Origin of the sequence: Ulvibacter litoralis (assembly GCF_900102055.1) — a bacterium.
Lineage (GTDB): Bacteria > Bacteroidota > Bacteroidia > Flavobacteriales > Flavobacteriaceae > Ulvibacter > Ulvibacter litoralis.
Genome location: NZ_FNBA01000002.1, coordinates 33,767 through 53,968 on the forward strand (window position 1 = coordinate 33,767; position 20,202 = coordinate 53,968).

Consider the following 20,202-nt stretch of genomic DNA (forward strand, 5'->3'; position numbering starts at 1 on the left):
AATTTTAGCTTTTTTTTATTCAGGAGTGTTTAGCTTTTTGATCGAAACTTTATACGTGTTGTTGAAAAGTTCAAAAATACGTTCTGCGTCTTTTTTTCGAACCGAAATTTCAAACTCGCACGAAAGCTCCATTTTCTGATTTTCTATGGAAAGGGACTCGTCTTTTATAATTCGCATCACGGTGTTCATTTCTGGATATTCAAACGTGAGTTTAAATTCTTCGTCAATAGTTCGCTCTACAATCTTTGAAGCTTCTAAAGCCATCTGTGCACCGGTTTTATAGGCTTGGATTAAACCGCCAACCCCTAATTTGGTGCCGCCAAAATAACGAACAACTACAACAAGTACATTGGTAACGTCAAAGGATTGTAATTGTCCATAAATAGGCATTCCTGCACTGTTCGAGGGCTCTCCATCGTCATTGGCACGGTAATTTTCATAACTTTTACCGAGCTGCCAAGCGTAACACCAGTGACGTGCATTGTGATGCGTTTTCTTCAGTTGCTCTATGTGTTCTTTTATTTGGTCTTCATTAGTGACGGGAAAAGCATATCCATAAAACTTGCTGCCTCTGTCTTTAAAAAGGGTTTCCGTAGAGGGTTTTACAATGGTTTTGTAGGTGTCTTTTTCCATTAGCTATTAGAAAGTGTGATTAAAAGAATGCTTAAGATAGCCAAAACAATTCCGATCCAGTTTTTAAGAGTGAGTTTTTCTTTAAAGAAGGTTATTCCTATTAATGTCGATACCATTACGATTGCAACGTTGTTCACAGTGAATATTCCAGAGCTATCAAATAAATCACTTCGAAGGGCTTTTACAAGAAAAAAGATGGAAAAATAATTTGGGATTCCTAAGAAAATCCCCGCAAGAATATTTTTAAATGATAACTGCAGTTTTCCAACAAAGCTTTTATAGACTAAGGTAAGGCTTCCAATAATTGCTGCGAAGGCAAATATGGTTGCTGAAAATACAGGGATGTCATTTTCTGAAACATACGAATTCTCTAAAAATTTAATACTAGTGTCAATAATTCCGCTTCCTAAGAATACAAATAAAGGGTAGAGTAGGTTCTTTCGTTCTATGGTGAGCCCGTCTTTAGTCTTTACTGAAGTTAGATACACTGCGACTAGCGCAAATAAAATCCCAACTATTTTTAAAGTGCCAAAGTGTTCCTTATAATATAGGAGTCCGAAAAGGATCGGAATTACAACGCTCATCTTCGTTGCGACAGAAACCACCGATAAGCCACTTCGCTGCGTCGTTACCGCCATTAAGTTGAATACAACGATGAATAAGACTCCAAGTCCTAAGCTGTAATAAAACCAGTCGTAATTGGGTATTTCTGAAACAACAATAGGATGGTCGTAAGCGATAATACCGCAAATACAGGCAATAAAGTAATTCGCTATAATCGCCTGTGAAGTGTTTACATTATATTTCGCAAAGAGTTTGAATACAACAAAAATTAAAACCGACGCTAGTATGCTAAGAAGTAAGTATGTCAAAGTGGGTTGTTTTTAAAGTACTGTAATACGTCTTCTCTTATGTTTTCTTCGGAATGAATTACTGCGGAAAGTACCGGAGCTTTGACGCCTTTGCCAAAGATAGCTTTTCCTTTAAAAACAAAGGCTTCGTCCCAAAGATTGGCATCTATAAATGTCTGAAGGGTTTTTGCACCGCCTTCTATAATGATAGATTGCAATTCATGTTTGTGGGCTATGTTGCAAATTTGTTGCGTTAGGTTTTCTGAAAAATCACAACGTTCATAAAAATGAGTTGCTGTGTTTGTGGCTTCTTTTTCTGTAACGATAATGGTTTTGGAAGCATCGTTTAAAACGGAAGCTTCTTTTGAAATCTTTAAGTTTCGGTCTAAAACAACTCGAACAGGATTGCTTCCGTACCAGTCGCGCGTAGTTAGGCTCGGATTATCATCTAAAACGGTCTGCGTGCCGACTACTATTCCTTGTTCTTCGGCGCGGAGTTTATGTGCAATTTGTCTAGAGTAGGTGTTCGTAATCCAAACAGGTTCTATTTTATTGTTTCTTTCTGAACTCTCTGGCGCTATGAAGCCATCGGCTGTTTCGGCCCATTTTAATAATATATAAGGACGTTTTTTTTTGTGAAACGTAAAAAATCGTTTGTTTAATTCGTCACATTCCGTTTCCAAAACGCCAACGACTACATCACATCCCGCTTGTAGTAACTTCTGAATACCACGTCCCGCTACTTTCGGATTCGGGTCGGTACTGCCAATTACGACTTTCTTAATACCTGAGGCGATGATTAAATCGGCACAGGGTGGTGTTTTTCCAAAATGGCTGCAAGGTTCTAAGCTCACATAGATGGTTGCTTTTTGTAATTGTTCCTTGTCTTTTGCACTCGAAATGGCGTTTACTTCCGCATGAGGCATTCCAGCTTGGTAATGCCAGCCTTCGCCTATAACTTTATTATTGTAAACAATAACGCTTCCTACTAACGGGTTGGGATACGTGGTTCCCAGTCCATTTTTAGCGAGTTGAACGCAGCGAGACATATATTTTTCGAGTATCTTCACCGCGTAAAAATACAATGATTTGCTTAGATGAACACACCTATCATTAGACCTTTAGAAAAAAAAGATAATCCGCACATTGCAAGTGTTATTCGCGCTGTTTTAATCGATTTAGGTGTTCCGAAAGTTGGAACAGCCTATGCCGATGCAGCTTTAGATTGTATGTTTGAAACCTATCAAAAAGAACGCGCTATGTATTTCGTAGTGCTTGAAAATGATAGGATTATAGGCGGTTCCGGAATTGCGCAGTTGGATAATTATGATGGGAATGTGTGTGAGCTTCAGAAAATGTATTTTTTACCTGAAGCGAGAGGAAAAGGAATTGGAACGGCGATGATAAACCGTTGTTTGGAGTTTGCGGCAACCCATAACTTTGACCAATGTTACCTAGAAACGATGCCGTATATGAAGGCGGCTCAGAAACTATATGAGCGCTCCGGATTCCGACATATCGACGGACCAATGGGCGATACAGGGCATTATTCATGTCCCGTACATATGTTAAAAGATTTAAAATAATCTGTTTATTTATTTCTGAATGAAGCTAAGAGAATTAAAATTGGAAGTCAGTCAAGCGCTTTTAGAGGTGTATCCTTCAGAAGAAGTAGCTTCTTTTTTTGTACTCCTTTCTGAAGCGTATTTAAACATGTCACGCTTAGAGCTAGCTTTGAATACAGAAGTTGTTGTTTCTGAAGCTGTTTCAGAAAAATTTAGAAATGCAGTAGTCCGACTGAAGGCTTTTGAGCCAATACAATATATAATAGGTACAACAGAATTTTACAGTTTGCCTTTTAATGTGACCAAAGCCACGTTAATTCCGAGACCCGAAACCGAAGAGTTGGTCGATTGGATTTTGAATGATATTCCGAAGAAAGAAAATTGGGAGGGTTCTGTGTTAGACATTGGAACAGGATCGGGATGCATCGCCATTTCGTTGGCAAAAAACCTTCCGAAGAGCAGTGTTTCCGCTTTGGATTTTTCCGAAGAAGCATTAAAAATCGCCAAACAGAACGCCGAATTAAATGGAGTCTCCGTAGATTTTAGTACGCAAAACATTCTCACTGTAGCAACCCTTCCGAAGCAATACAGCGTCATAGTTTCCAATCCGCCTTATGTGCGAGAACTTGAGAAAAAGGAAATGCAACAAAACGTTTTGCGGCACGAACCTGATTCGGCATTATTTGTAAGTGATGCAGATCCGTTGGTGTTTTATAGACGTATTGCAACACTGGCAAAGCAGCATTTATATAAGGATGGATTACTTTACTTCGAAATTAATGAGTATCTTGGTAATGAGTTGGTTACAATGCTGACTGAGATGGATTATAAAAATGTAACCCTTAAAAAAGACATCTTCGGGCGTGATCGAATGATAAAATGTAAAACAAATGAGTGAAATTTCTAAAATATGTGTTTTCTGCGGAAGCAGCGACGGAAACGATTTAGCAATAACAGATGCTGCCGAGCGATTAGGAACTTATTTTGCTAAGAATGATATTACGTTGGTCTATGGAGCCGCAAAAATTGGAGTCATGGGGACGTTGGCAAAAGCGACCTTAGATCATAAAGGTAATGTTATAGGTATTATTCCTTCTTTTCTGAAGAAGAAAGAGGTAGTTCATTTAGGGCTTACAGAATTGATTACCACCGAAAACATGCACGATCGAAAACTGAAAATGCAAGAGATTAGCGACGGTTTCATTGTGCTTCCAGGAGGTTTTGGAACGCTAGAAGAGTTGTTTGAGATTATTACGTGGTTGCAATTAGGCTTGCATCAAAAACCGATTGGATTGCTAAATGTGAACGGTTTTTACAACGATTTGCTCAAACTTCTAGAGACAATGGTTCGAAAAGGATTTCTTTCTTTGGAAAATTACGAACTGCTATTGGTAGATAATACAGTGGAGAATCTAGTTGGAAAAATGAACAGTTTTAAAGCGCCTCAGCTTCCTAAGTGGTTGAATGATAGTCGAGCGTAATTTTATATTTATTAACGTTTAGCCTCGTTTTTTTAACAAAATAACTTTTCAGAAACATATTTACGTACATTTAAAGGACTAACATTAAATGTAAACATATGAAATCATCAAAAAAGTATTTCGCAGAGGGATTAGGCACTTTTGCTTTAGTTTTATTTGGTTGTGGGGCAGCAACAATTGCTAGCGTTTCTCAATCAGGTCCTGAAGGGATCGGGCTCTTAGGTATTTCTCTCGCTTTTGGTTTGTCGGTAGTCGTAATGGCTTATACCATTGGTCCCATTTCTGGATGTCATATCAATCCCGCTATTTCTATTGCAATGTTGGCAGCAGGGAAATTATCTGGAAAAGACACTGTTGGGTATATTGTAGCGCAATGTATTGGTGCGATTGCAGCCGCTGGCTTGCTCTATGTAATAGCTACAGGAAGTGCTGGTTTTTCAATGCCCGAATGGGGGCTAGGAAGTAATGGATGGGGCGATGGTTATTTGGGAGAATATGATATGAAATCTGCTTTCATTGCCGAATTTGTATTTACTTTTTTGTTCTTATTAGTGATTTTTGGAACTACAGCTAAAAATGCATCTCCTATGATGGCTGGTTTGGCTATCGGTATTTCATTGGCGTTAATTCATATGGTTGTAATCCCAATTACAGGAACCTCCGTGAATCCAGCGCGTAGTTTAGGTCCTGCACTTTTCGCAGGAGGAATGGCGTTGGAGCAGCTTTGGTTGTTTGTTGTGGCGCCTGTAGCAGGAGGTTTATGTGCTGCATTGGTTCGAAATGTATTTTTAGAAGACTAATTTTTAATTGATTGTATATTTTTTCTGAAACCTCACGAGTTCATAAAACTTGTGAGGTTTCATTTATTATATTTGTGCTATGACTATAGAAGCGCAAATAAACCAACTTCGAAACGAACTTAGAGAGCATAATTACAACTATTATGTGCTCGATTCTGCCACCATATCTGATTACGATTTTGATATCAAACTGAAAGAGCTTCAGGCTTTAGAGGCGGCGCATCCGGAGTTTTATGATGCCGATTCTCCTACCTTACGGGTTGGAGGGCAAGTGACTAAAAACTTTGAAACGGTAGCACATCGCTATCGAATGTATTCGCTAGAAAATTCGTATTCAAAAGAAGATTTAGAAGATTGGGAAAAGCGCATCGAAAAGCAAATTGATGGAGTTGTAGAGTTTACGTGCGAGTTAAAATATGATGGTGCGTCAATTAGTCTTACGTATGAAAACGGAAGTTTGGTTCGCGCCGTTACTCGTGGGGATGGATTTCAAGGAGACGATGTTACGACGAATGTAAAAACGATAAAATCGGTGCCTTTAAAGCTGAAGGGTGATTATCCGCCATTATTCGAAATTAGAGGAGAAATTGTGTTGCCTTTTGAGGGGTTTCATAAAATGAACGAAGAGCGAATTGAAGCTGGAGAAGAACCGTATCGAAATCCTAGAAACACTGCTTCAGGAAGTTTAAAGCTTCAAGATAGTAGTGAGGTTGCCAAGCGTCCGTTAGAGTGTTTGTTGTATAGTATTAAAGGAGATCGATTGCCTATAGCTACACAGATTGAAAACTTAGATAAAGCCCGAGAATGGGGTTTTAAAGTGCCAGAAGCGGCAAAAGTCGCGAGAAGCATTGATGAGGTGCTTGATTATGTGAATTATTGGGATGTGCACCGACACGAGTTACCGTACGAAACCGATGGTGTTGTAATTAAAGTGAATAGTTTACAGCAACAAGAAGAACTAGGTAATACAGCCAAAGCACCGCGTTGGGCAATGGCTTATAAGTTTAAAGCAGAGCAAGCCGCTACCGTTTTAAACGAAATAACCTATCAAGTAGGGCGTACGGGAGCAATTACACCTGTGGCAAACCTAGCGCCTGTTTCTTTGGCGGGAACTACCGTGAAAAGAGCTTCGTTGCACAATGCAGATCAAATCGCAAAGTTGGACATTCGAGAAGGGGATACGGTGTATGTAGAAAAAGGAGGGGAGATTATTCCGAAAATTGTTGGTGTTAATGTTACGAAAAGACCTTTGAATTCGGTTCCAACGGTATACAGAACTACTTGTCCGGAATGTGATACACCGCTAGAACGAAAAGAAGGAGAAGCACAGCATTATTGTCCGAATGCAGATGGGTGTCCTCCGCAAATTATTGGTCGGATTCAGCATTTTATCTCTCGAAAAGCAATGGACATTGAAGGATTGGGAGGTGAGACAGTTGCTTTGATGGTAACCAATGGGTTGATTCGTAATTACGCCGACTTGTACGATGTGACGGTCTCGCAATTGCTTCCGTTAGAACGTATGGCTTCAAAAAGTGCTGAAAATTTAGTAGCAGGAGTTGCAGCTTCAAAGGAGATTCCTTTTGAACGGGTGTTGTTTGCGTTGGGAATTCGATATGTGGGTGAAACGGTAGCGAAGAAACTAGCGAAGCATTATAAAAGCATTGATGCTATTGCAGAAGCTTCCGAAGAACAATTAATAACGGTGGATGAAATTGGAGAACGCATTGCACAAAGTGTAGTTGCTTTTTTTGCTTCCGAAGAAAATAGAATTACAATTAATAGGTTGAAAGAAGCGGGGGTTCAATTGGCTGTTTCTGCGGAAAAATTAGCGAGTCAAACAGATATGCTACAAGGGAAGACCTTTGTAGTTTCTGGAGTCTTTGAAAAAGTATCCCGAGAAGAGCTTAAAAAATTGATTGAAGATAACGGCGGAAAAGTGTCGAGTTCTATTTCGGCAAAAACGGGATTTGTAGTTGCAGGAGATAAAATGGGACCAAGTAAAAGAACAAAGGCAGAGGGGTTGGGTATTCCGATTATAACTGAAGATGATTTTTTACAACTAATTTCTTAATTGGCGTGTAAAATTATTGCGTAATACTGTACTTTTGTCAACGAATAGTTCCCTGTAGATGTTTGAAAAATTAAAACGAAAATCATTACAAAAGCAAACCCAAAAAAATATTTTAAAAAGGGATTTGTCATATGTAAATGCACCTGTTAAAACCATCGGGTTTTTAATAGATGAAGTGTCGTTTAATGATTTTGAAAAGCTATATGAATTCTCAAAAACATTAGGAATACAGCGAAAAGATGTAAAAGTGTTCTCGTTTGTTCCGTATCAAAAAAAAGCACCGTCTTTGCGTCAAGACCAAATAAGTAACAAAGATTTTTCTTGGGGTGGCGTTGTTAAAAATACAAGTGCTCAGGAGTTTTTAAAAACCCCTTTTGATGTTTTAGTTGGATATTATAACGGAACACACGAATTTTTAGATTTATTAGTTTCTGAAAGCAAGGCGAGATTTAAAGTGGGCGTGGTTGGTGCAGATGAACGTCTTTTTGATTTGCTGATAGCTGTAGAGTTGTCTAAAACAGAATCTTTTAAAACGGAATTAAAAAAATACTTAACTGTTTTAAATAAATTGTAATGAAAGAATTAATGGGAACAGGTGTAGCGCTAGTTACTCCTTTTAATGATGATTTTTCGGTAGATGTTGCAGGATTGAAAAGAGTTGTTGATTTTAATATCGACAACGGAATTGACTATTTAGTGGTTCTAGGAACTACTGCGGAAAATGCAACACTTTCATTAGAAGAAAAACAGTTGGTGATATCTACAATTGTGGAAGCTAATAATAGCAGGCTGCCTTTAGTTTTAGGAATTGGAGGCAATAATACAGCTGCATTAATTGAAGAAATGCAAACAAGAGATTTAGCTGCTTTTGCTGCAATTTTATCAGTATCTCCATTTTATAACAAGCCTACACAGGAAGGTATTTACCAACATTTTGCTGCCTTAGCGAAAGTAGCGCCTAAACCAATTATTTTATACAATGTTCCTGGCAGAACGGCGTCTAATATGCTTCCTGAAACTGTGATCCGTCTGGCGAATGATTTTGAAAATATCATAGGAATAAAAGAAGCTGCGGGTGATATAGTGCAAGCAATGCGTTTAATTTCAGGTTGTCCAAACGACTTTTTAGTGATTTCGGGCGATGATGCTATCGCGTTACCGATGATTTTAGGTGGCGGTGCTGGTGTGATTTCTGTGATAGCGCAAGGTTTTCCGAAAGAATTCTCAAAATTGATTCGTTTAGGATTGGATAGGAAAGTAGACGAAGCCTATCAAATTCAATATAAAATACTTCCGGCGATTGATTATATTTTTGCAGAAGGTAATCCGGCAGGAATTAAGGCTGTATTCAGTAAATTAGGAGTTTGTGGAGCTACTGTTCGACTTCCATTGGTTGGGATTAGTGCAGATTTGCAATCGAAAATAGATGCTTTTATTTCAGAATTATAAAAAAGGATTGATAGGGTATCGTTAAACTTTTCAAAATTAGCCTTATTTCTATGGTTTAATACAATAATTTAGTGCCCTAATAAGTTTTTCTAATCAGGTAGAATTCACTACTTTTGCACGATGTTTTTTTAACACTATGAGAATACCAATATTACTTTTTTTTTGCATTACAATAGCTTTTACTTCATGTAGCCCTTATCAGAAGGTCTATCGAGGTGATTCAATGACAGCCAAATACAACCTTGCCGACTCATTATATCAAATGGGGAAGTATAAGAAAGCGCTCAAATTAATGGAGCAAGTTGTTCCTGTGTATCGCGGAAAACCACAAGCAGAGAAGTTAATGTTTATGTATTCAAATACATTTTATAACTTAGGGGATCATTATTTAGCAGGATATCAATTTGAACGTTTCGAAACATCTTATCCAAAAAGTGATAGTGTTGAAATAGCAGCGTACAGATCGGCAAAAAGCTACTACGAGTTATCTCCTCGTTATAGTTTAGATCAAAAAGATACATATACTGCAATCGAGAAATTGCAAAACTATATTAATAAGTATCCTAATACTCAATACCGACAAGAAGCAAACGATTTAGTTGCTGAGTTGCGTGGAAAGTTAGAAAAAAAGGATATTGAAGTTGCAAAGCAATATTTAAAAATATCAGAATACAAGCCAGCGATTGAAGCGTTTGATAATTTTATTTCAGATCATCCAGGATCTCAATATAGAAAAGATGCTTTTTTTGGTCGTTTTGATGCAGGATATCAATTAGCAATACGCAGTATTCCAAGATTAGTAAATGAACGACTTATTATTGCTAAAGGATATTATGCTAACTTTGCAAAATATTATAAAGACAGTGATTTAATTGAAGATGCGGATGCCATTTTGGAGGACATTAACAAGCGTCTTAATACAGAAGAACCTACAAGTTAACAATAGAGATTATGACAGATATCAAAAATTCTGAAGCACCTATCAATACAACTACGATTGATAAAAACATTATAGATGCGCCAACTAATAATATTTATGAGGCTATTTCTATTATTTCAAAAAGAGCCAATCAAATCAATGGCGATATCAAGAAAGAATTGCTTGAGAAACTAGACGAATTTGCAACTTACAATGACAGTTTAGAAGAAATTTTTGAAAACAAAGAACAAATTGAAGTTTCTAAGTTTTACGAAAAATTACCTAAGCCGCATTCACTTGCAGTGCAAGAGTGGATTGAAAACAAAATCTACTACCGTAATACACAAGACGAAGCTTTAGAAAAATAAGAATGTCTGTACTAAGCGGAAAAAATATACTGCTCGGTGTTACTGCCGGTATTGCCGCTTATAAATCAGCATTTTTGGTTCGGTTGTTAGTAAAAAGTGGTGCAAATGTGAAGGTTGTAATGACACCTTCAGCAAAAGATTTTGTAACTCCTTTAACGCTTTCAACTCTTTCAAAGAATGAAGTTTTTTCTTCCTTTTACCAGGAAGATGATGAAAATGCCCAATGGAATAACCACGTAGAGTTAGCCCTTTGGGCTGATTTGTTTGTAATAGCTCCGGCAACGGCTAATACACTCTCTAAAATGTCTAATGGCGTTTGTGACAACCTTTTGTTAGCGGTTTATCTATCGGCTAAATGTCCTGTTTATTATGCGCCGGCAATGGACTTGGATATGTACAAGCATCCGAGTACGGTAGCGACTTTCGAGAAATTGAATTCCTTCGGAAACCTACAAATTCCAGCGGGACATGGCGAACTAGCGAGTGGCCTAGTAGGACAAGGTCGTATGGCTGAGCCTGAAGCAATTGTCGCTTTTTTAGAAGCGGATATAGCGAAAACACTTCCGTTGCGCGGTAAAAAGGTTTTAATTACTGCGGGACCTACCTATGAAGCTATAGATCCTGTGCGATTTATAGGAAATCATTCTAGTGGGAAAATGGGTTTTGCAATCGCTGAAACAGCAGCTCGATTAGGGGCTGAGGTTGTTTTGGTTTCGGGTCCGGTAAGTTTAAAGTTAGATCATCCACAGATTAAAGTGGTTTCGGTAACTTCAGCACAGCAAATGTACGATGCTGTTCATGCTTCATTTGAAGGTGTAGATATCGCGATTTTAAGTGCAGCTGTTGCAGATTATCGTCCTAAAGATATCGCTTCAGAAAAGATAAAAAAGAAAGACACTACCTTAACACTCACCTTAGAGAAAACGAAAGATATTTTGGCTTCATTAGGTGAAATTAAGGGAAAACAATTCTTAGTGGGCTTTGCACTAGAGACCGAAAACGAGTTGGAACACGCAAAAACAAAACTCAAAAAAAAGAATTTAGATTTAATTGTATTAAATTCGCTTAAAGATAAAGGAGCAGGTTTTAAAACAGACACTAATAAAGTAACCTTGATTTCGAAAGACAATAAAGTGGTTCCTTTTCCTGTTAAAACCAAAGCAGAAGTAGCAAACGATATTTTTACACACATTATAAATAAACTCCATGCGTAGTAGTATACTTTTTATAGCATTTATAGTTGGAATTTTCACGGTACAAGCACAAGAGCTTAATTCTACTGTGATTATCGATGCCGAACAAACAGGACAGTCAAATCAACAAATATTTAAAACGCTAGAGCAACAACTAACCGAGTTTATAAACAATAGGAGTTGGACTAATAAAGAATACAAAAATCAAGAGCGTATTGATTGTAGTTTTACGCTAATTGTATCTGAATATGACGGAACAAACTTTACAGCTTCGTTACAAGTAGGAGCCACACGTCCTGTCTTTAATTCAACATACGACAGCCCAATTTATAACTATAACGACAGACAAGTTTCATTTATGTATAAAGAGTTTGAACCGCTTACGTTCAATATCAACACATTTGATTCTAACTTGGTTTCTGTGATTGCATATCACGTATATACGATTATCGGATTAGACGCCGATTCTTTTGAGTTAAATGGAGGTGATGCTTATTTTGCAATAGCTAAACAAATTGTAGGTACGGCAGCCTCTAGCAATTATTCTGGATGGAAACCAACAGACGGGACACAATCCCGTTACCAATATAACAATGCAATCCTTTCAAACGTGTACAAAGAATTCCATACGGCTATGTACGATTATCATAGGGTAGGGTTGGACGTTATGGAAAGCAAACCAAAAGAAGCGAAGGTTGCAATTATTGGTGCGATTAAAACTTTAAAAGGAATTAACGATCGACGACCAAATTCGTATCTTTTAAGAACCTTCTTTGATGCTAAAAGTGAAGAAATTCAAGCGATTTTTAGCGGCGGACCAAGAGTTGATATCGCCGAATTGGTTGAAAATCTTACCAGAATGGCACCTACTAAGCGAAGTAATTGGAACGAGATTAAGTTGTAATCAACTTGTTCTTTTGCTTGCTAGTCTTGTAAAACTCCCATACATTTAAAAGAAATTTAAGACACTTTTCGTGATTACTATTCTTGCTATTAAAAATTATGCGCTTATAGAAGATATCCGTGTGGATTTACACAAGGGATTAACTACTATTACGGGAGAAACAGGCGCTGGAAAATCTATCATTTTAGGAGCTTTGGCATTGCTTTTGGGAAAAAGAGCCGATGTAAGTAGTGTGAAAGATGCTGCTAAAAAATGTGTAATTGAAGGAGAATTTGCTGTCAAGCAATATCAGTTGCACACTATTTTTGAAGAGAATGATTTAGATTACGACGACCATACTATTATTCGACGTGAAATATTACCAAGTGGAAAATCGCGAGCTTTCGTAAACGATAGTCCAGTGTCATTGTCGCAGCTTCAAACACTGGGAGTGCATTTGGTAGATGTACATAGTCAAAATGAGACGTTGTCTTTAGCTTCGGAAAGTTTTCAGATGGAGATTGTAGATGCGTTGGCAAACAATGCTTCAAAATTACAAGAGTATGGACGACAGTTTGAAGCGTATAAAGCACTTTCAGAAAAGATTTCAGAATTAAAAAGTAATAAAGAAGACGCTTCTAAAGAGCTTGAATACAATACCTTTTTACATAAAGAATTGGTCGAGGCTGGTCTTCAGAAAATGAATCAGCAGGAATTAGAGGAAACCTACGAGGCGCTAAACAATACAGAACTTATTCAAGAGTCACTTTCGAAAGTACTTCAATTGCTTTCAGAAGAGCAAATAGGAGCTATTGAATCTGCAAAGGAAGCTCGATTGGCTTTAGGGAAAATAAGAACCTTCTCTAGCTCTTTCGAAGAATTATGGAACCGTATCAATAGTGTTATTATTGAATTTGAAGATCTTTTTGAAGGGATCGAGGATGAGGCAGATGCGGTAGAGGCAGATCCATCCAAATTAGTGGAAGTAAACGAAAAGCTTCAAACTTTATACAAGTTACAACAAAAGCATTCGGTGGCTACGGTTTCTGAGTTGGTAAATATTCAGGAAGAATTGGCTTCAAAAATTGACGGGGTAGAAAACCTAGATGCACATATTCTTGTATTGGAAAAAGAATTGACTGTGTTAAAAAATAACGCCTTAGCAACTGCAAAAACGCTTCATGAAAATAGGCAAAAAGCCCTTCCGAAGTTAAAAGAACAATTAGAAGCTTATTTAAGTGAATTAGGTTTGCCAAATGCGCAGTTCAAGTTTACGTTGGAGACTTCTAAGAGCTTTAGAGGGAACGGAACCGATGTGTTAGACTTGTTGTTTACAGCGAATAAAGGACTTGCTTTAGGTTCGTTGAAAAAAGTGGCTTCAGGGGGAGAAATGAGTAGAATTATGCTGTCGGTAAAGGCAGTTTTGGCAAAGTACAAACAATTGCCAACCATTATTTTTGATGAAATTGATACAGGGGTTTCTGGAGAAGTTGCTAATAAAATGGGACGTATCATGGACAGCATGAGTAAATCGATGCAGTTAATTAGCATCACGCATTTACCTCAAATTGCCGCAAAAGGGGAGCATCATATTAAGGTGTACAAAGAAGATGTAGAAAACGTAACTCAAACGCGTTTAAAAAACCTTACGGCCGAAGAGCGAGTGATAGAAATTGCCCAAATGATTGGTGGAACTACGGTAACAGAAGTTGCTATTGCCAATGCAAAAGAATTACTGAATTAACGGTATCTTTGTTTGCTTAGATGTAACTTTTTAAAATTACTTCGGAATAGTTTACAGAATTAAATAAACGTAACGGCTAGCTATGGTTGTAGCGAGTGCAAAATATATTAAAGATGTCATACAATTTATTAAAAGGAAAACGAGGAATTATATTTGGGGCTTTAGATGCAAATTCGATTGCCTGGAAAACTGCCGAGCGTGTTTTTGAGGAAGGCGGAACGTTTGTGTTAACCAATGCGCCTATTGCAATGCGGATGGGGCAAATTGACGAGTTGGCAAAAAAAACCAATTCGGAAATCATTCCAGCAGATGCTACCAATATTGAAGATTTGGAAAACCTTGTAGCGAAAGCAACAGAAATTTTAGGAGGTAAGTTAGACTTTGTACTGCATTCTATCGGAATGTCGGTAAATGTGCGAAAAGGGAAGCACTATACAGATCAAAATTACGATTGGACAGCTAAGGGCTGGGATGTGTCGGCGGTTTCATTTCATAAAACGATGCAGACATTATACAAGCAAGATGCAATGAATGAATGGGGAAGTATCGTTGCGTTAACGTATATGGCTTCTCAACGGGTATTTCCGAATTATAATGATATGGCCGATAATAAAGCCTATTTAGAGTCGATTGCGCGAAGTTTTGGTTATTTCTTCGGAAGAGATAAAAAAGTTCGTGTCAATACTATTTCACAGTCGCCAACAGCAACCACGGCAGGTCAGGGAGTGAAAGGATTTGATGATTTCATCAGTTATGCTGATAAAATGTCGCCTCTAGGAAACGCAACGGCGTTAGATTGTGCTAATTATACAGTTAGTTTATTTAGTGATTTAACAAAACGAGTGACATTACAGAATTTATATAATGATGGCGGTTTTTCGAATATGGGGGTCAGTGATGCTTTGATTGAAAAATTCTCAGAATAGGTAAATAATTGAATTTAAACCTTGTAGCAAACTGTCTTCAATTTTTTGGAGGCAGTTTTTGTATTTATTCAATTCTTAAAAGGTTAAATATTAATCGTTAAAAGATGTTTATTGTCGAAAAACATTTGATTTAACCTTTTTTTAAAGTACTTTTAGGATACTATTAACTATTCTAATATCATTAAATTATGAAAAAAATTACATTCGTATTTTTTATTTGTTTTTGTGCTGTAGGTTTCAGCCAGACTCAAATATCTACGATGGGGGATAATAATCCCGTCGTATACGGCACAAACAGGGCTGTACAACAAACTCACGTGAGTACAGAAACAAATGCTTCGGCAGTATCTCTTATTTCTCTTGGGGAAGAGTATAACGCTACATTTAATGGAGCACAAGAAGATAGACAAGTATTTAACTCATCTTCCGACGCTAAAAACATTAGCGCTAATGGAGCGAACCGAAATGCTGCTGCAACTCAAAATATATTAATGCGTACAGCGCAAATGGACGAAGAGCTTCAAGCTGCTGCAATTTGGAGAGCTACCAACCCTGCTACAACAAGTAGTAGAGCTGTAGGAAACAATATGCCTTCTGCAAATTTATTAGCAGATTTTATTCCAACTGCTGGCGCAACTGAAACTTTTACACCGGCTGTAGGAGATCACTTTTTTGATCCGGGAGGGCCAGGAGGAAGTTCTACTGGAGGTTCTCCAGGAAACTATCCAAACTGTGATTGTGATACAGTAACAACTTTAGCGGGAGTAACTGAAATTGAGTTTCTTGATTTTGGTGTTTTCGCAACATTTGATTATGTAAGAATTTACGATGGAGTTGATACTTCTGGAGCTGTATTGTATGATAACTCTACAGGGGGTGCAAATCAAGGAGATATCACATTAGGAGATATGATTGCTTCTAATGGTTCTGCTTCAATTGTAGGTACTTCAGGGGCATTAACATTTTTCTTTCATGCTTCTGGTGTAGTTGACTATGGTGGATGGGATGCAGAAATTATCGCATTATCAGCACCAGTTGTTTTTCCAGCTCCTTATTGTGGGCCACTTGATTTTGTTAATAATGTAGAGCCAATTACCTTAGTTGATGTTGCTGGAATTAGTAATGTTAGTGACGCTACTGTAGGAGGATCTCCTGCACATGAAGATTTTACACTAATCGTTGGTGCTATGGAAGAAGGGATGACTTATCCAATCTTACTTGAAGGAAATACGAATGGTAACTTCACAAACAGATTCGCTGTTTTTATTGACTGGAATCAAAATGATGTTCTTGACGATGCTGGAGAAGTATATGAAATCACCGAATTATTAATAAATTCTACCGGTGTAGATGGTATTCAAGTGGGGGGAGACATTGTTGTCCCTGCAGGAGTTACTGCTGGTGACACTCGAATGAGAGTGAAGAAAATTTTCGGAACTACAGACTATTTAGACCCTTGTTTAGGAACAGGATTTGGACAAGCTGAAGATTATACAATTACTGTTACTGCTAGTGGCGGTGGTGGTGGTGGTACTGTTGCTTGTACTCAAGAGCACCCGCTTTCTGCTGTAGCAGCTGGAGGTATGGGATCATCTGTTGATTCTGATTTCAAAACAGCTTCTGATATTGTAATACTTGCAGGTGAAGATTTCACGATTGATACTATCGATACGTATTTCTTAACATTTGCTCCATCTGACCCTCCAACGACAGCGAACGTTGTTTATTATGAAGATGCTGGTGGATTTCCAGGAGCAGTTTTAGGAAGTGAAACAGTTGTTCCAACGATTCTAAATGCGCAACCATGGGTAAACCCAGTTGCAGATCAATATGAAATAACTATGGCAGTAACGCCATTTACTTTTGCAGGAGACCCTAGTGCTGATACAACATACTGGATTGAAGTTAGTATGGGAACTGCCACAAATCAAGCGACTGTTTTTTGGGAGTATACTAATGACACTCCAGTAGAAGGAAGTCCTGCTGTTCAATTTGACGCAACATTAGGTACTTGGTCAATTCCTGATCCTACTCAAGAAGTTGTGTATGTTTTTGCTGGTGAATGTTCAACATCTGGAGGTGGATCTACGATCCCTTGTAATGAGGAAAACCTTTCAAACGCATTTGAAAATGCTTTATTTAGTGGTACTGGAGCAACTGCGCCAGCTCAAGTTATAGCAACGGATATGACAATTGCTGCAGATACAGATTTCAGCTTAACTACGGTTAATGCTAATTTATGGATTCGTGGTATGGGTGAAAGCATTACAGCTGCTGATATCGTTATTTACGGTGACGCTGCAGGTTTCCCAGATTCAGGAAACATCATTGCATCTTATCCAGCAGTAGCTCCAACATCTGAAACAGTTCTAGGAACTGCCTTTACAGATTTTGAAGTACTAGATGTTACTTTCGATATTCCTGCAACTATGTTAGCAGGTCAAGCAGGAGCAACAACTACCTATTGGGTAAGTATTTATGGTACAGCATCTAATGCAGATGATGTATTGTGGGAAAGTACAACAGCTTCAACTATAGGTAATGAAGGAGTCTTTAGTGTTGATAATGCTGCTACTTGGACAGGATATGTTGCTTCTGATATGGTGTATAACTTCTCTGGAGATTGTACGACTACCGGTGGTGGTGGTGGAGCTACTTGTGAAGCTTCAAACCCAGGTAATGCATTTGAAAATGGATTCTTCAACAATGAAGGAGGTGCATTTACAACAGCAAATGATTTAATCGTTTCTGATGGTGAGCAATTTGAAATGAATCAAGTAACCTTGTATTTATTCCACGATGTTGGAGCAACAATTTCAAATGTTAACTTCTTCTATTATGACAATGTTGGTACGCTTCCTGGAACTTTAATTGGTTCTGAAATGGCAGTAGTTCCAACCTCTCAAGTAGTTGTTGGTAATAACTTTGGTTTTGATGTTAGTGAAGTAGTACTTGATATTACGCCGTTTGTTTTTGCAGGTGTAAATGGTTCTGATACTACATATTGGGTTGAGACAACTGCAAATAATAGTGCTGCAGGTATAACAGCTTGGGAAGCAACTTCAGCTTCATATATTGGAAACCCATCATTATCTTTTGATATCGCTAATTCAACTTGGATTCCACAGGTAGAAGATGGAGTTTATAAGTTTACTGGAGATTGTACTGCACTTCCACCAGACCCAACTTATGATACTTGCGACGGAGCAAGAACTATTATGTGTGGTGAAACTGTTGTAGGTTCAACTATTGGAGCTACAGAAGATAGCGCAGTAGCGCCTACATGTGATACTACAGTAACTGCACCAGGTGTGTGGTACAAATATGAAGATACTTCAGGATTGGTTACAGATATTACAGTAACTATGTGTGAAGGTACTACTGCTTATGATACTAAATTATCAGTATACACTGGAGATTGTGGAGCACCACCATTTACTTGTGTAGCAGGAAATGATGATTCTTGTGGTCTTCAATCTGAAGTTACATTCCAAAGTGATGGAGCTACAACTTTCTATATCTTAGTTCATGGATTCGGTACTAGTACAGGAGACTTTGAGTTAACAATGAACTGTACTCCGGTTCCACCACCAAACGATATGATTGCAAACTCTATCGATGTTGATGAAGCTGGATACCCTTACGTAGATCCTGCAGTAGCAATGCCTGCAGCAACAACTGAAGCTGGTACACCATCTGGTTGTGATAATGCTGGAGCTAAAGGTGTTTGGTATAACTTCGTTCCTGTAGCTGACGGTGAAGCAACTGCAAAAATTACTTCTCCAGCAGGAGTTAGTTCAGTAACTTTCTATACAGCTCCTAACGAGAATTCAACAGAAACTGACTTAGTATTAGTAGACTGGTATTTAAACCAATGTCTTCCAGGTACTGAAGCTACTATTCCAACTGTAGCAGGTCAAGCATATTATGTATATGTTGTAAATCACGGAGGAATTACTGATATCGAAATTGATGGTGATGGTTTAGGTTTATTAGATAATACAATCCAAGGATTTAGTTTTTATCCAAACCCTGCTGAAACTACAATTAATTTAGATTCTGTAGATACTATTGAAAGTGTTGCAATCTTTAATATGTTAGGTCAAAAAGTAGTTGATCAAACTATTAACGCTACAACATCTCAGGTAGATATTTCTAAACTAGCAACAGGAACTTACTTATTACAAGTATCTGTTAATGGACAAAGAGGGACTTATAAAATTCTTAAGAATTAAGTAAACACTCTTTAATATTAAAGCCGTCCCAATTACTATTGGGGCGGCTTTTTTTTTATTTATATTTGCGGAATGAAGTTAGCCTATTCTTTCATTATTCCTGTGTATAACCGCCCTCAGGAGGTAAAAGAACTTTTAGAAAGTTTTAGTGAACTCCAATTTACGGAACCGTTTGAAATTGTAATTGTAGAAGATGGTTCTTCGGAAAGTTCTGAAGGTATTGTTACTTCATTTTCGGATAGATTAAATATATCTTATTATTTTAAGCAAAACTCTGGTCCCGGAGCATCTAGAAACTTCGGAATGGAAAGAGCAAAAGGAAATTATTTTATTATCCTAGATTCTGATTGTTTGCTACCGCCACAGTACCTTACAACGGTAGATACCTTTTTGAAGAATACCTATTATCCTTGTTTTGGAGGAGCCGACGCTGCACATTCCTCTTTTACATCCTTACAAAAAGCGATTAATTACGTAATGACCTCTTTTCTTACCACTGGAGGAATTAGAGGGAATAAAAAGAGTGTGACCAACTTTGAACCTCGTAGCTTTAATATGGGGATCTCTAAAGAAGCATTCCAAAAAACCAGAGGATTTGCTAAGATTCATCCTGGAGAAGACCCAGATCTTTCACAGCGCATATTGAAGGAAGGTTTTAAAACGACTTTTATACCGAACGCGTTTGTGTATCATAAACGTAGAATCTCTTGGAAGAAGTTTTACACACAAGTAAAAAAGTTTGGTATGGTACGTCCAATCCTCAATAAATGGCATCCACAAGCTTCAAAAATAACCTTTTGGTTTCCTACTTGTTTTGTTGTTTTTACCATAGCTTCAGTTCTGCTCGGAGTTTTTTACCATAGCTTGTTTGTAGCCCCTTTACTTTTTTATATAGCGCTCATCTTTTTTGATGCAACAATTAAAAACAAAAATTTATATATCGGGATACTTTCAGTACTAGCACTTTTTATTCAATTTTTTGGCTACGGTTTGGCTTTTCTAAAATCGACCTTTTATATTAAAATACTGAATAAAGATCCTGAGATTCAGTTTCCGCAGTTATTTTTTAAGTAATTTTAAT

18 protein-coding genes are annotated in these 20,202 nt (G+C 37.7%); 15 read left to right on the forward strand and 3 right to left on the reverse strand.

What is annotated here, in order from left to right; genetic code table 11:
• Positions 1-15: 15 nt before the first annotated feature.
• From BLQ00_RS06155 to ribD, 3 genes are read right to left on the reverse strand one after another with little or no spacing between them, the layout of a single operon-like run.
• Complete coding sequence (locus BLQ00_RS06155) at positions 16-633, reverse strand: IMPACT family protein (protein WP_093141999.1); 618 nt, start codon at positions 631-633, stop codon at positions 16-18.
• Positions 633-1,505: a DMT family transporter gene (locus tag BLQ00_RS06160; RefSeq protein ID WP_093142001.1), complete on the reverse strand. Its 873-nt coding sequence runs from the start codon at positions 1,503-1,505 to the stop codon at positions 633-635. Before BLQ00_RS06160 ends, BLQ00_RS06155 begins: the two co-directional genes overlap by 1 nt.
• Positions 1,502-2,533, reverse strand: a complete 1,032-nt coding sequence (ribD, locus tag BLQ00_RS06165; RefSeq protein WP_229792618.1) for a bifunctional diaminohydroxyphosphoribosylaminopyrimidine deaminase/5-amino-6-(5-phosphoribosylamino)uracil reductase RibD — start codon at positions 2,531-2,533, stop codon at positions 1,502-1,504. The genes BLQ00_RS06160 and ribD overlap by 4 nt, the downstream gene beginning before the upstream one ends.
• 48 nt (positions 2,534-2,581) lie before the next feature.
• Between ribD and BLQ00_RS06170 the strand changes: the two genes are divergently transcribed.
• The 15 genes from BLQ00_RS06170 (at position 2,582) to BLQ00_RS06240 (ending at position 20,195) form a co-directional block, all read left to right on the forward strand.
• Positions 2,582-3,070: a GNAT family N-acetyltransferase gene (locus BLQ00_RS06170; protein ID WP_093142005.1), complete on the forward strand. Its 489-nt coding sequence runs from the start codon at positions 2,582-2,584 to the stop codon at positions 3,068-3,070.
• Positions 3,071-3,089: 19 nt separating this feature from the next.
• A complete protein-coding gene (prmC, locus tag BLQ00_RS06175; RefSeq protein WP_093142007.1) occupies positions 3,090-3,947 on the forward strand; it encodes a peptide chain release factor N(5)-glutamine methyltransferase in 858 nt (285 codons plus the stop codon).
• Positions 3,940-4,530, forward strand: coding sequence for an LOG family protein (locus BLQ00_RS06180; RefSeq protein ID WP_093142010.1), 591 nt, complete (start codon positions 3,940-3,942; stop codon positions 4,528-4,530). The genes prmC and BLQ00_RS06180 overlap by 8 nt, the downstream gene beginning before the upstream one ends.
• Positions 4,531-4,628: 98 nt before the next feature.
• Positions 4,629-5,330: an aquaporin Z gene (aqpZ, locus tag BLQ00_RS06185; protein ID WP_093142012.1), complete on the forward strand. Its 702-nt coding sequence runs from the start codon at positions 4,629-4,631 to the stop codon at positions 5,328-5,330.
• 79 nt (positions 5,331-5,409) lie between these two features.
• Positions 5,410-7,404 carry an NAD-dependent DNA ligase LigA gene (gene ligA, locus BLQ00_RS06190; protein ID WP_093142015.1) on the forward strand — a complete coding sequence of 665 codons (1,995 nt, stop codon included), beginning with the start codon at positions 5,410-5,412 and terminating at the stop codon, positions 7,402-7,404.
• Positions 7,405-7,462: 58 nt separating this feature from the next.
• The gene (locus BLQ00_RS06195; protein WP_093142017.1) at positions 7,463-7,978 is read left to right on the forward strand and encodes a DUF6913 domain-containing protein; all 516 of its coding nucleotides are present in this window, start codon (positions 7,463-7,465) and stop codon (positions 7,976-7,978) included.
• Positions 7,978-8,853: a 4-hydroxy-tetrahydrodipicolinate synthase gene (gene dapA / locus BLQ00_RS06200; protein WP_093142020.1), complete on the forward strand. Its 876-nt coding sequence runs from the start codon at positions 7,978-7,980 to the stop codon at positions 8,851-8,853. Before BLQ00_RS06195 ends, dapA begins: the two co-directional genes overlap by 1 nt.
• Positions 8,854-8,989: 136 nt before the next feature.
• Positions 8,990-9,793, forward strand: a complete 804-nt coding sequence (locus tag BLQ00_RS06205) for an outer membrane protein assembly factor BamD (RefSeq protein ID WP_093142023.1) — start codon at positions 8,990-8,992, stop codon at positions 9,791-9,793.
• Between the two features lie 11 nt (positions 9,794-9,804).
• Entirely contained in the window at positions 9,805-10,140 is a 336-nt protein-coding gene (locus tag BLQ00_RS06210; protein ID WP_093142025.1) for a DNA-directed RNA polymerase subunit omega, read from the forward strand.
• Between the two features lie 2 nt (positions 10,141-10,142).
• Positions 10,143-11,354 (forward strand): bifunctional phosphopantothenoylcysteine decarboxylase/phosphopantothenate--cysteine ligase CoaBC, encoded by a 1,212-nt coding sequence (coaBC, locus tag BLQ00_RS06215; RefSeq protein WP_093142028.1) that lies wholly within the window; start codon positions 10,143-10,145, stop codon positions 11,352-11,354.
• On the forward strand, positions 11,347-12,237 hold the full coding sequence (gene porD / locus BLQ00_RS06220; RefSeq protein ID WP_093142031.1) for a type IX secretion system protein PorD: 891 nt from the start codon (positions 11,347-11,349) through the stop codon (positions 12,235-12,237). Before coaBC ends, porD begins: the two co-directional genes overlap by 8 nt.
• A gap of 70 nt (positions 12,238-12,307) precedes the next feature.
• A complete protein-coding gene (recN, locus tag BLQ00_RS06225) occupies positions 12,308-13,960 on the forward strand; it encodes a DNA repair protein RecN (protein ID WP_093142033.1) in 1,653 nt (550 codons plus the stop codon).
• A gap of 113 nt (positions 13,961-14,073) precedes the next feature.
• On the forward strand, positions 14,074-14,886 hold the full coding sequence (locus tag BLQ00_RS06230; RefSeq protein WP_093142036.1) for an enoyl-ACP reductase FabI: 813 nt from the start codon (positions 14,074-14,076) through the stop codon (positions 14,884-14,886).
• 317 nt (positions 14,887-15,203) lie between these two features.
• A complete protein-coding gene (locus BLQ00_RS06235) occupies positions 15,204-19,121 on the forward strand; it encodes a GEVED domain-containing protein (RefSeq protein WP_139149365.1) in 3,918 nt (1,305 codons plus the stop codon).
• A gap of 72 nt (positions 19,122-19,193) precedes the next feature.
• Positions 19,194-20,195, forward strand: a complete 1,002-nt coding sequence (locus tag BLQ00_RS06240; protein ID WP_093142041.1) for a glycosyltransferase family 2 protein — start codon at positions 19,194-19,196, stop codon at positions 20,193-20,195.
• Positions 20,196-20,202 lie beyond the last annotated feature (7 nt).